The sequence below is a fragment of the Exiguobacterium sp. s64 genome (genome assembly GCF_018618035.1).
GTDB classification, from domain to species: domain Bacteria; phylum Bacillota; class Bacilli; order Exiguobacteriales; family Exiguobacteriaceae; genus Exiguobacterium; species Exiguobacterium mexicanum_A.
Map to the genome: position 1 here is coordinate 22997 of NZ_JACSLH010000008.1, position 12068 is coordinate 35064.

General features: G+C 53.4%; 17 protein-coding genes and 1 riboswitch. Of the genes, 11 read left to right on the forward strand and 6 right to left on the reverse strand.

What is annotated here, in order from left to right; all coding sequences use genetic code 11:
- Positions 1–40 precede the first annotated feature (40 nt).
- Complete coding sequence (locus KNP64_RS11565) at positions 41–439, reverse strand: VOC family protein (protein ID WP_214793647.1); 399 nt, start codon at positions 437–439, stop codon at positions 41–43.
- Positions 440–532: 93 nt separating this feature from the next.
- On the opposite strand from KNP64_RS11565, the gene KNP64_RS11570 reads away from it, so the two are divergent.
- Positions 533–1033 (forward strand): YcxB family protein, encoded by a 501-nt coding sequence (locus KNP64_RS11570; RefSeq protein ID WP_214793644.1) that lies wholly within the window; start codon positions 533–535, stop codon positions 1031–1033.
- A complete protein-coding gene (locus KNP64_RS11575) occupies positions 1015–1494 on the forward strand; it encodes a GNAT family N-acetyltransferase (RefSeq protein WP_214793639.1) in 480 nt (159 codons plus the stop codon). Before KNP64_RS11570 ends, KNP64_RS11575 begins: the two co-directional genes overlap by 19 nt.
- On the opposite strand, the gene KNP64_RS11580 is transcribed toward KNP64_RS11575, so the two are convergent.
- From KNP64_RS11580 to KNP64_RS11590, 3 genes are all read right to left on the reverse strand, one after another.
- A complete protein-coding gene (locus KNP64_RS11580; protein WP_214793636.1) occupies positions 1489–1755 on the reverse strand; it encodes a hypothetical protein in 267 nt (88 codons plus the stop codon). The two genes, KNP64_RS11575 and KNP64_RS11580, sit on opposite strands and share 6 nt — an antisense overlap.
- A gap of 64 nt (positions 1756–1819) precedes the next feature.
- Positions 1820–2308, reverse strand: coding sequence for an energy coupling factor transporter S component ThiW (gene thiW, locus KNP64_RS11585; protein ID WP_214711184.1), 489 nt, complete (start codon positions 2306–2308; stop codon positions 1820–1822).
- A gap of 64 nt (positions 2309–2372) precedes the next feature.
- A riboswitch (TPP riboswitch) is annotated at positions 2373–2471 on the reverse strand.
- 24 nt (positions 2472–2495) lie between these two features.
- Positions 2496–2816, reverse strand: coding sequence for a hypothetical protein (locus KNP64_RS11590; RefSeq protein ID WP_214709126.1), 321 nt, complete (start codon positions 2814–2816; stop codon positions 2496–2498).
- A gap of 42 nt (positions 2817–2858) precedes the next feature.
- On the opposite strand from KNP64_RS11590, the gene KNP64_RS11595 reads away from it, so the two are divergent.
- On the forward strand, positions 2859–3827 hold the full coding sequence (locus KNP64_RS11595; RefSeq protein WP_214793633.1) for an aminoglycoside phosphotransferase family protein: 969 nt from the start codon (positions 2859–2861) through the stop codon (positions 3825–3827).
- A 1-nt stretch (position 3828) separates the two neighbouring features.
- Here the strand turns inward: KNP64_RS11595 and KNP64_RS11600 are convergent, their stop codons facing one another.
- Both KNP64_RS11600 and KNP64_RS11605 read right to left on the reverse strand, forming a co-directional pair.
- Entirely contained in the window at positions 3829–4575 is a 747-nt protein-coding gene (locus tag KNP64_RS11600) for a hypothetical protein (RefSeq protein WP_214764482.1), read from the reverse strand.
- Between the two features lie 92 nt (positions 4576–4667).
- Positions 4668–5360: a hypothetical protein gene (locus tag KNP64_RS11605; protein ID WP_214793630.1), complete on the reverse strand. Its 693-nt coding sequence runs from the start codon at positions 5358–5360 to the stop codon at positions 4668–4670.
- A 98-nt stretch (positions 5361–5458) separates the two neighbouring features.
- Here KNP64_RS11605 and KNP64_RS11610 point away from each other — a divergent pair, with 98 nt between their 5' ends.
- The 8 genes from KNP64_RS11610 (at position 5459) to KNP64_RS11645 (ending at position 12012) form a co-directional block, all read left to right on the forward strand.
- Positions 5459–6379 carry an AAA family ATPase gene (locus tag KNP64_RS11610; RefSeq protein ID WP_214793627.1) on the forward strand — a complete coding sequence of 307 codons (921 nt, stop codon included), beginning with the start codon at positions 5459–5461 and terminating at the stop codon, positions 6377–6379.
- Between the two features lie 3 nt (positions 6380–6382).
- Positions 6383–7435, forward strand: a complete 1053-nt coding sequence (locus KNP64_RS11615; protein WP_214793624.1) for a DUF58 domain-containing protein — start codon at positions 6383–6385, stop codon at positions 7433–7435.
- A 64-nt stretch (positions 7436–7499) separates the two neighbouring features.
- Complete coding sequence (locus KNP64_RS11620) at positions 7500–8039, forward strand: ribonuclease FAU-1 family protein (RefSeq protein WP_214793621.1); 540 nt, start codon at positions 7500–7502, stop codon at positions 8037–8039.
- Positions 8040–8088: 49 nt separating this feature from the next.
- Positions 8089–9216, forward strand: coding sequence for a tetratricopeptide repeat protein (locus tag KNP64_RS11625; RefSeq protein ID WP_214793616.1), 1128 nt, complete (start codon positions 8089–8091; stop codon positions 9214–9216).
- Between the two features lie 137 nt (positions 9217–9353).
- Positions 9354–9785: a MarR family winged helix-turn-helix transcriptional regulator gene (locus KNP64_RS11630; protein WP_251126426.1), complete on the forward strand. Its 432-nt coding sequence runs from the start codon at positions 9354–9356 to the stop codon at positions 9783–9785.
- Positions 9786–9825: 40 nt separating this feature from the next.
- A complete protein-coding gene (locus tag KNP64_RS11635) occupies positions 9826–10818 on the forward strand; it encodes a ring-cleaving dioxygenase (protein ID WP_214793610.1) in 993 nt (330 codons plus the stop codon).
- Positions 10815–11444, forward strand: a complete 630-nt coding sequence (locus KNP64_RS11640) for an NADPH-dependent FMN reductase (protein ID WP_128123682.1) — start codon at positions 10815–10817, stop codon at positions 11442–11444. Before KNP64_RS11635 ends, KNP64_RS11640 begins: the two co-directional genes overlap by 4 nt.
- Positions 11445–11535: 91 nt before the next feature.
- Positions 11536–12012: a hypothetical protein gene (locus KNP64_RS11645; RefSeq protein WP_214793607.1), complete on the forward strand. Its 477-nt coding sequence runs from the start codon at positions 11536–11538 to the stop codon at positions 12010–12012.
- The last annotated feature ends 56 nt before the right edge of the window (positions 12013–12068 follow it).

Here is a 12068-nt window from a genome sequence, read left to right on the forward strand (position 1 = left end):
GGGTGTGCGATTTTGGCAATAAAAAAAGCAAGGCAGCGCCTCACTTGATGACAAACGTGTCCCGGAGCTCGATAATCGTGCCTTCCGGGGCTTTTAATTTACTCAAATGACCATCAACGACGAAGTAGATGTTCCCGCCGTGCTTTGGTAGGAACGTTACACCGAGGTCCTCGAGGCGCCGCACTTCTGTTTCGAGGTCATCGACATAAAGCGCGAAGTGGACCGGGCCGGCCACGTGCTTTGAATAAGGCGACAACGTCTCGTCGACTTTTGCCGTTTGAAGCTCGATATAGAAATCGCCAAGTTTGAGCCAGCTGTTGTACGCGCGCGTATGAAAGTCAGGTGACTCCTGAACGAGTTCGAAGCCGAGCGCCTCATAAAATTGTTTGGACGCCTCATAGTCGGGTGTTTGAATACAGATGTGATGGATTTGTTTCATGATGTCACTCCTTTGTTTTAGTGTATCGAATCAACGTTCTGAACGGAACTTTTCTTCACGTGAGACGTATAGGACACCGAGGAGGGAATGATGATGAAAATCCAATACGAATTGACGGAAGACGACTATATCCGGTTCAACTTGAGCCATATTAAACGTTCGAAGACCGGAAAGCGAATGATTCTCCTGCAGCGAATCATCGGACCACTTATCTTTTTAGGCGCTGCTTTCGTGCTGGCGACGTGGCTCCAAGAGACGGACTGGTGGCTGTACGGGATATACGGAATCGCGAGCGTTCTGTGGTTCCTATATTATCCGAAATACTTTGAACGGCACGTCCGGAAGCAGACGCGGCGTCTCATCGACGAACGCAGCAACGAAGGTATGCTTGGCTTGCATACGATGGATTTGGAGGAGACTGGTCTGCGCGATTTAAATGAGTTCGGCGAGACGCGTGTGTCATGGGCAGGAATCAAGGAAGTCGTCGAGGAGGACGATTATGTGTATCTATACAACTCCTCGGTCAGCGCCTATATCTTGCCGAAGCGCGGACTGGACATGGAAGAGGTGCGCCGATGGCTGCCGATACGCTGACGATTCAACTTGTCGATGACACGAACCGGGAGGCTGTTGTCGCCTTGACCGTCGCTTCTGACCAAGCTCGCTTTATCGAAACAAACGCCGAATCGCTCCGCGAGATGGAAACCGATGTCAAATATGCGTGGCAGTGCTATGCACTTTGTCGCGATGATCATCCCGTCGGTTTCATGATGATTGGGGCAGAGAACAAGGTGGAGCGTTACATCTGGCTCGATCGATTTATGATCGATGTGACAGAGCAAGGGAAAGGTATCGGTTCAACATGTTTACAACTTGCGATTCAGTGGATGCAAGAACACTTCGATGTCGATGACCTCATCCTCAGTTTGCATCCGATGAACGAACCGGCAAAACGGTTCTATGCGAAGGGGGGATTTGTCGACAGTGTCCTGATTGATGAGGCAAACGGGGAAGAGATTTGGGTGTATCACGTCAAACAGGGACAGCCGTCATGAGTCGGCCGTCCCTGCTTTTGTGGACGATGTATTTTGGACAGCACTGCCCGCTTTGAAAAAGAGAACGATCACGGCCACTCCGAAAATCGAGATGAACACGTTTTGGAGCAACACATCGACGAACATCGGCTCGCTCGAGAATGTACCCGTTGCGATTTGAGCGTTCCACCGTGTATACATGGCAATCCGTTCAAGTGTGTACAACAGACCGGACATGAACAGGCAAGCGGTAGCCGCCAATAATAGCGTCAATCGATTCAAGACATGACTTCCCAGTATGTGTTATCCTGATTTTACCATTTTTTTCAGCGGGGGGAACTCCTATTTATCGTTTCACCGTGAGCGGTCGTAATTGCTTGACCCGAGCCAAGACGATCCAGCCGAGCACGGCCCCAGTCACACTCGAGGCAAGGAAGGCTGGGAAGAAGAACAGCGCCCCGAACTCGGTCCCCATCAACACCTTGGCGTACGGGACGGCGACGAGCGAAGCGATGAGGCCGGTCCCGATGACTTCACCAAATGCGGCGAAGGCTACGCGGTTCGTCTTCATATAGAAGACCCCGGCCAAAAGCGCCCCAATCATACCTCCGGGAAAGGCCAAGAGCGACCCGGTACCGGTCATGACACGGACGATTCCGGTCACGAACGCAACGAGAACGGCCCCGATCGGCCCGACGGTGACGGCGGCGATGACGTTCACCATATGTTGAATCGGATAGGCACGGGCGACACCGGTCGGAATCGAGATGAACAGGGAACCGATGACGGCGATGGCGATGAGCATCGCCATCCAAGTGAGTTGTTGAATACGCATAGATAGTCTCCTTTCAAAATGAAAACGCCACTTCTCCAAGTGGAAAAGTGGCGTGGAAAGACAGACGAATCCCACACCACTTCCCTACGCTGGTATGAGCCAGATCAGGTTCGAAGGGTCCGGCGCATGCCGTCTCAGCCCGAAGGCTCCCCTAGTGGTCGTTTATTAACATGAGTATAGCATACCGTCACTTGACGCGGTCGAGCTTTCGTGGTCGGAACGCGACATAGATGATTCCGACGAACAGGCCGTACAACAAAAGGGAGAAGACGAGATTGATCAGCCACGGGAGTGTCCCCATGAACACGGCGACGGACGCGTTTTGAAACCAGACGAGCGAGAGCGACAGCCCGACAAAGCTGAGAACGAGCGTTGTCCAAAAGCCGACAGCTCGGCGCTTGAACAGACGCCAAACGAGCAGCCCGATGATGAGACTGACGACGGCCGTCGCCCCTAAGTACATATACAAGATGGCATCGACCGGGTATGAGTAATATACAACGTCCATATCGTTTCCTCCTAGGAGATGATGAAAGAAAGAGTGAAAAGGATGAGACAGGCAATCCCATGGCGTGAACGATCGTTTCGTGAACGGTTCGAACGATGGATTGAGGCAAACGTGCCGAATGCGAGGTGGCACGTGATCAAAGATACCGATTTGACGTACTTGCTTGTTGGCGCGCTCGATGAGGAACGTTACTACGCCAAAGTGGTGACCGATATCAGCCGCGGCGAGGCCGGATTGTCGGCGTTTCTGGCCGAGCGGCATCCTGATTTCGTGCCTGACGTCATCGCCATCGATTCAGCCCGGAACTGGTTGCTCATGCGAGACATCGGCGGAGAGGCGCTACGTGAACGACCTGACGTGAGTCGATACGAAGCGGCGTTGCGTCAATACGCACAGCTGCAGCGACAGGAGATCGACCAGATCGAGACCTACTTGTCTTACGGCATCCCGGACCGCCGACCGGCCAAGTTGAAGGGCGAAATTCGCACGTATTTACCTGAGCTCTGCGCCGGGCTCGAGCAATACAAAGCCGAGGCTATGCTCGCGCTTCAAGATGAATTGATCGCGATGTGCGATGAGCTGGCGATTGGGATGCCGATGAGTCTCGAGCACGGTGATTTGCACGGCGGCAACATCTTCTGGCGGGAACGGACGAATGATTTGTGTATCCTCGACTGGGGCGACGCGACCGTCACACATCCGTTTTTCAGCGTGCGCGTGTTTTGGAACGCGCTGTACGACTTATTGCCGGAAGAAGACGAGGTCGCCTGGTATGAACAGATTCAAACGATGCGTACGGTTTACTTGGAAGCGTGGAGCGGCGTCGCACCCAAGGACGTACTTTGGCGTCATCTATTGATCGCCGAAGAGCTCGGTTGCGTCTATCGTGCCTTGTCGTGGCATGTATATGTGACGAGGTACCGGTACGATGTAGCTGAGTCGAGCGATAAGCCGGCGCAATGGCTCAATTTGCTACTCGAGTACCGGGACTTGAAACGACGCTTCCCATAAGTCATTCATGTTTCTCGAGTAGGTTTTCATAATCCGTCTCGCTCCAAAACAGCGGAGCAATCGACTCCGGCCCTTTGAAAATCTCACCGTCTCGGTCGTAGACGATGGCGTAGCCGCCTTCGACTTCAAAGACGATCAAGTCGGCCTTCACTTCCTTGACCCCGTTTCCCGCGATGATGACGTTCTCGAGCGGATCGCGCGCCAGTTGTACGCCCCATTCGTCGAGCTCGACGATGAGCGCGGATGTGTAGGCGTGGCGATTATAGAGCGCCTGAAACTCGTCTTCGGTCAAAACGACGTCCGTCGGTGGGGCACTCGTCCCATATTTTCGTTTCTCGATTTCTTCGACGAATTGAAGGAACGATGCTTCTTGCCAAAACAGCGGCGCGACCGACTCGGGACCGTTGGCGATGTCTCCGTTCGCGCTCTCATAGACGGTGGCGTACGTGCCGTCGTCAAGTTTGAACGGATGAATGTCGGCGTATGTATGCTGGATGCCGTCGCCGGCGATGACGACGTGCTCGAACGTCTCGCGGAACGGGGTGAGTCCATCGTTCTCGAGTGCCTTCAAGAGCGGCGGGACTTTTTCATATTGGTCGAAGACGTCTTTAAAATCTTCTCGCGTCCAAGCGGTGATGTCTTCGGACGACGGTTCATTTGTATCGGCCGGGACGATGGGTTGCTCAACGGAATCGGTGCACCCGGTCAGCAAAAACACACTGAATCCGAGTAGGCCTAGGCGTTTCATCAATCAAACCTCCTAAGAAAGTTACATTTTTTTCCTATTATCAATGAGCGTAGCATGTTTGCCAGTCATTGAGAACCCGGGTACTTTCTCGCTCAGGGTTGCCGCTTCAAGTAACGGTCGAGTGCCTCGTGAAATCGTTGTTGTTGCTCGAACGGGATGTCATGATCGGATGCGGGACCATAGCGAATCAGATGATAGAGCGAGGCATCGATATCTGTCAGCTCGATGCGCTCGAACCAGTCGACGACCGTCTCATTCGTCCGAAGTTTTAACTCAGGGGCGAGCGACGCGTTGAACGTGATCAGCCAATCCCTCAGTTCGATATTCGTGAGCATCGGGAACGTCCGTGCCTCAATCGATGTGTCCGCGTTGAGAGACAGTGGCGCAAAGGCATTTTGTCTACTAGAAAACGTGAATCCTTTCCCCCGTCGACGACGCAGCCATCTACGCACGCCATAGACGGTCAACCCGATGGCGGCAAGGAAGGTAAACAATGTGCCGAGTCCGCCGGGGGCATCACCATTCCCGCTACCAAATTTGAATTTGAGCATGTCTTCCTTCACTTGCCGTTCTCCAGCTTTTCCAGGCTCATCGGTCGAACCTAAATCAATACCATCTTTTGGCGGTGGTGCCTCTTCTGGCTTGCCCATTTCGATCACACTACTTGGAGCAAGTGTATTGATTGTTTGGAACCAACTGAACGTCTCCTTGCTGATAAAGACGAACATCACTACGAGACAAGCTGTCACAACAAGGAACCCTATAAATCGAGATGACCACTTCATCCTTTCCCTCCTTATCGGAATGTTCAGACTATTTATTGTCTATATTACCATAAACAGGTAAACTTCGAATAAGACATCTACCAACGGAGGGGAACGAAATGGGAATCGAAGCGGTCATCAAACAGTTGAATGAAGTGTATTTGGGGAAAGATGAAGTCGTCCGGCTCTGCTGCACGGCGCTTCTCGCCGAAGGGCACATCTTGCTCGAGGACGTACCTGGAACTGGGAAGACGTTGCTCGCCAAAGCGATTGCCGGCAGTTTGGACGGGTCATTCTCGCGCATCCAATTTACGGCCGATTTGCTCCCGTCCGACGTCATCGGGACCGACTACTTCAATATGCAGACGCAAGACTTTGACCATCGGCAAGGTCCGATTTTTGCGAACATCGTCTTGATTGATGAAATCAACCGGGCCGTCCCGCGCACCCAGTCGGCGCTGTTAGAAGCGATGGAGGAACGACAAGTGTCAATCGGCGGGAAGACGTATCCGATGCCGAAGCCGTTCTTCGTCATCGCGACGCAAAACCCGATTGAATCGGCCGGGACGTTCCCGCTCCCAGACGCGCAGCTCGACCGATTCCTCATCTCGATTCCGGTCGGCTATCCGGAAGCCGCCGAAGAGCGAGAACTGTTGTTGCAAGTGTTGACCGAGACCCGCAAACACATCGAGGCCGTGACGTCACTCACCTCGCTGCAAGAAGCGCAGGCCGAGACGAGACAAGTCGCGATTCAAGACGATGTCCTCGACTATATGCTCGGTCTCGTCCATGCGACCCGGGCGCATTCTTCTGTCGAGGTCGGGGTCAGCCCGCGCGGCGCGATCGCATTGCTCCGCGCGTGTCAAAGTTATGCCTATTTGGCCGGCCGACTGTACGTCATCCCAGAAGACGTCAAAGCCGTGGCGCCGTACGTGCTCGCCCATCGGATCAGCTTGACGCTTGAAGGCGGAATTAAGTCGACGAAAGCGAACGTCATTGCACACATTTTAGACACCGTGCCCGTGCCGGTCGAGGGCTGACGCATGATCCTGTCCACGCACGCTTGGTTGCAGCGCCGGCTCCTCCCTATATATCTCGTGAGCGGAGCCATGCTCGTGTTCTTCCCGTACGTCTACGGATTCGGCTATCTATGTTTCATTGTAGCGAGTGCGATTTGGATGCTCGAGCGGACGCGGCAACAACTCGAGCGGCACATCGATCTCCGGTTCACGCAATACGAAGAATTGCTGTTTGTCGGAGATGAGAGCCGGATCGTGTTAGTGGTCGATGGGGTGGACGAGTTGGATCGACTCGGCCTGCCACTTCGCATTCGTTTGAAGTCGAGCTCGGGAATAAGCTTTCCGGCGCATGAGCGCCTTCCGAACGTGCTCGACTATAAGGTCGATGTCAGTCGCGCCCGCCACGAATTGGTCGTGCGCGCTGAGTATCGCGGACCAGCCACGTTCGAGGAATGCGTCATCGCCGTCACGCTCCCGTTCCGACTCGGGACGTATTTATATGAACGACCGGTCGATATAGAGTGGACCGTCCTTCCATCGCTCCTGTTGCATCCACCGGTCGGGACGAAACGGTTAGCGCTCGGGGACCGGCCGCTCTTGGCGTCACCGCTTCGAAATCCGTTGCAACTAATCGGGTCGAAACCGTATGAAGGGGAACCGGTGAAGGAGATCGATTGGTACGCGACCGCCAAACTCGGACGCCTGCAGTCAAAAGTATTTCAACAGACGACGCTCGATACGTTCACGTTCGCCTTGGACTTGAACGGTCCGTCCGGTTATACGCTCCATCACGACTTCGAATCCCTCATCAGCCAAGCCGCCTTCGTCACGTCACGACTGTTAAAAGAAGACTGCAAAATCGAATTGTTCATAAATCGATTCAATGAGGATGGGACGATGTTTCATGTCCCGCTTCAGGAAGGGGAGCGCGGCATTCGCTTCATCTTGTTGCAGTTGGCGACGATTCACCCGGGCAATCGCTTCATCTCGACCGACGCCTTTACACGGATGGTCGAGCGAAAACGATTGAAACAAAGCCATCTCGTCTCGTTCAATCAACACAATCTGTACGATTGAACAGGGGAATGTCGGATTTTGGCGAACTCTTTACGTATGAATTGGGTCAAAAGGAGAGAGACATATGCCAAAACGAAAATTTGCCAATCGCCGGGACTGGGAACGGATTTTGCAACATCGCTACGCGCAGATGGAAATCCATGATGACCGTTTCTCCGGGACGGTCGCCTTGTTTCAAATCGACGCCGTCCGCGCACCTCAATATAAGATGCACAAGGGAGAAGAGTTCATCGTCGCCGATGCCGGATACGCTTGGCTACAATACTTCCCGGACGACGAGCCGTTCGGTGTGACCGTCATGTTTAATGAGGAAGGGCAAATCGTCCAATGGTACATCGATATCGTCGAAGCAATCGGATATGAGGATGGAATCCCGTATATGGACGACTTGTTGCTCGACATCCTCATCTTCCCGAACGGGGACGTCGTCCGCAAAGACGAGGACGAGTTCGAGGAAGCTACGGTGGCCGGAGAACTGACGCCAGAGCTCGTCGAGAAGGGCTGGCGTGACTTCCATGCGACGCTCGACCGGATTGAACGTCGGGACTTCGTCTATTTCGACTTGGCGAACGAGCATTACACCGAGTTGAAGCAAAAACTTTGAACGACCTGTTCCCTTTGGTACAGTGAAAGAAAAAACAGGGGGACGAATCATGAAAATCATCAATACCGAGACGTGGTCGCGCAAGAAGCATTACGAATTCTTTCAGGCGTTTGACGCTCCGCATTTCAATGTGACGGCGAGCGTTGATGTGACGAAGTTACATACGCACGCCAAACGGACCGGCCAGTCGTTCTTTAAACTGTTCTTGTACGGTGCTGTCAAGACGGCGAACGCCATCCCGGAGCTTCGCTACCGCATTCGCGGCGACGAGGTCATCGAGCACGACGTCGTACATCCATCGTTCACCGTCATGATGGACGATGACGTCTTCAACTTTTGCACGGCAACGTATAAAGACGCGTTCCCGGACTTCATGGAAGAAGTGACGGCCCGGATGAGCGGGGCGAAACGGGAAGTCGTCGTCGGCGACGATGAGCCGGACAGTCTGCTTTACATCACGAGCGTGCCCTGGGTCACGTTCACGAGCATCAGCCACCCGACACACGATCAGCAGCATGATACGGTGCCGCGCATCGCTTGGGGCAAGTTTACGGAGACGGGCGGCCGAATGTCGATGCCGCTCTCGGTTCAAGCGCATCATGCCCTCGTCGATGGCGTCCATGTCGGTCGCTATTACGAGTTGTTGCAAGCGTGGCTCGACGACTTGAGTGACCTGGAAGTTCAAACCCCAGAGGAGAAAGGGCTCGACGAAGCGATTCGTCTCCGCGAGATCGGAGAGCTCGAACCGGCAAAGCAGCTGTTCCTGATGTTGCTCCGACAAGATGAGAAGAACCCACGCCTGCATGCCCATTGCGCCTGGTGTTATGACTCGCTCGGGGAAGAGCGTCAAGCCGTCCCGCATTATGAACGGGCAATCCGGCTCGGCCTCGCCGGCGAAGAGCTTCGGGAGACGTATATCGGACTCGGCAGCACGTATCGGGCGCTCGGCCGCTATGAGGACGCTGAGGCGTTGTTTGCCAAGGCGATTGAGCAGTTCCCAGACATCGGGGCGCTCAAAGTGTTCCAGGCGATGACTCATTATAATCTCGGGCGCCACAGTAAGGCGACTGGTACGTTGCTCGAACTGCTCGCAAGCCCGGAGCCGGATGACAGCATCAAACGGTATCGTCGCGCCATCGCGTTTTATGCGCGTAACTTGGATGAGACGTATGACTGAAACGACAAGACGAGGCAACTCGTCTTTTTTTTTGAGACAAATTGATTGACCCATCAAATTTAGCGTGTTATATTTATCTCGAATTAAAGATAATGAAATTTAAAGTATTGTTTTCTCTCAGCAGAGGAGGGGAACACATGGAAGAACGACAAACGTTAAAAGCGATCACGGTGTTGCTTCGGGCCTCGCAATCGATTCAAGACGTGGTCAAGCATGAAGTCGCCGAGTACGGGCTGAATCCGACCGAGTTCTCGGTCCTGGAATTGCTGTACCATAAAGGCGACCAACCGATTCAAATGATCGGCAAAAAAGTATTATTGACGAGCGGGAGCATGACATACATCGTCGACCGGCTCGAAGCGAAAGGCTATTTGATCCGCAAAGCGTGTCCGAGCGACCGTCGCGTCACGTATGCGGCACTGACAGAGGAAGGACAGACACTTATGTCATGCATCTTTCCAGCCCATGAACGACGAATGGACGAGCTGTTCGACGGTCTCGATTTAGCAAATACAATTACTCAATTGAAGACGATCGGCAAACGTGCCGAAGCGGCAAAAAAATTTTAATTAATTATCTCGAAATCAAGATTTTGAAGGAGCGATTCGAATGAACCATGTAAAAGGAATTCACCACGTGACGGCGATTACGAGCAGCGCCGAGAAGAACTATGACTTCTTCACGAACGTCCTTGGGATGCGTCTCGTCAAAAAGACGGTCAACCAAGACGACATTCAGACGTACCACTTATTTTTCGCCGATGACAAAGGCAGCGCTGGAACAGATATGACGTTCTTCGATTTCCCTGGCATCCCAAAAGGCGTGCATGGGACGAATGAAATCGCCAAGACGTCGTTCCGCGTCCCGACCGACGAGGCACTCACATATTGGGAACGTCGATTCGACCGCCTCGGAGTGAAGCATGAAGGCATCGCCGAGCAGTTCGGCAAGAAGACGCTTTCGTTCGTCGATTTCGACGAGCAGGCGTACCAGCTCATCTCAGATGAGTTCAACGTTGGCGTCGCGTCAGGCGAACCGTGGCAAAACGGCCCGGTCCCGCTCGAGTACGCCATCACGGGCCTCGGTCCAATCTTCATCCGCATCGCGGACTTTACGTATTTCAAACAAGTGATGGAGCAAGTCATGTTGTTCGAAGAGATCGGACAAGAAGGCGACGCGCATCTCTTTGAAGGAGGTGAGGGTGGAAACGGAGCGCAAGTCGTCGTCATTCATGACGAGACGTCACCAGTCGCGCGCCAAGGGTTCGGAACCGTGCATCACGTCGCTTTCCGTGTTGATGACCGCAGTGTCCTCGATGAATGGACGGCACGATTGCAACAGTTCGGGTTACCGACATCAGGCTATGTCGACCGCTTCTTCTTTGAATCGTCTTACGCACGCGTCGCGCCGCAAATCCTGTTCGAATGGGCAACGGACGGACCAGGGTTCATGGGCGATGAGCCGTATGAGACGGTCGGTGAGAAATTGTCACTCCCGCCGTTCTTAGAGTCGAAGCGGGAACAGATTGAAGCGATGGTTCGACCGATTGATACGGTCAGAAGTACAAAAACGTTTGAGAAAGAATATGAGGGAATGAAATGAGCTTTTTAAATCGTTTGTTCGGTAAACAAGAAGAACCAACCAACTCACAAGGAGGAACTAACATGTTGAAAATTGGAATCGTACTCGGATCTACTCGTGAAGGACGCGTCAGCCCACAAGTCGGAGAATGGGTGAAAGAACTCGCGAACAAACGCGGTGACGCTAACTATGAAATCATCGATATCGCAGACTACAGCCTTCCGCTTCTCGGCGAACCAGGCGGCGACGCATCAGGTGCGGCGGCATGGTCTGAGAAAATCGCAGAGATGGACGGCTTCGTCTTCATCGTCCAAGAATACAACCACTCAATCACAGGCGCGCTCAAAAATGCTCTCGACTACTTACGTAACGAATGGCATAACAAAGCAGCCGGAATCGTCTCGTACGGTTCAGTCGGCGGTGCGCGTGCGACAGAACACTTACGCGGCGTGTTGAGCGAGCTCTTGATCGCCCACGTCCGTGTCCACCCAGCCCTCTCGCTCTTCACGGACTTCGAGAACGGGACACATTTCGCACCGAAAGACGTTCAAGTCCAATCGGTCAACGACATGCTCGACCAGCTCGTCCCATGGACAGAAGCGATGCAGACGGTCCGCACGAAAGCGGCAGAAGCTGCGAACAACTAAGTATTTGGCCAGCCTTTAAACAGGCTGGTTTTTTTGTGCGCTTTTTTTACGGGTCATGTAAAGTTGGAGTAGAAGAAGGGGGGAAATGAGCATGTGGGCTCGGAAAATTGTCGCGGCGTCGCTCACGGCCCCGATTTATGCACTCTTGTTGGCGTGTTGGGTCGTCATCCCGCAATATCCGGACAGCGGTGGGGTGAGCGATACGGTGAATGAGCTATTGATGTTGACGGCAACTTATTTAGCAGTTAGTTTCCCGGTCATCGTCACGTACGGCGTGTTGACGTCGGTGTTCAGCGATTGGGTGACACGCCGGATGTCGAAGCGGTTCGGGCCGCTCGTCTCGTTTGGGTTACATATCGGGTTCGGGCTCGTCTTGCTCTGGCTCAGTTTAGGGGCGGCGCTATTATATTGGGCGATTGATCGCTACTTGACATATAAGGGCTGTCGGTTCGCAACAAGGCAGGTGTGGTCGAGTCTCGTCATCCCCGTCGGTGTCATAGTGACGGCTGTTGGCATCGTTTATTTGATTGGTGTGATGCAAGACGTGATGCATCGGTTACACGGGTGAAAGTTGCCAGGATAGGGAACAAAGAAAAGACATGTTTGTAGAGTTGAAGGAGGAAT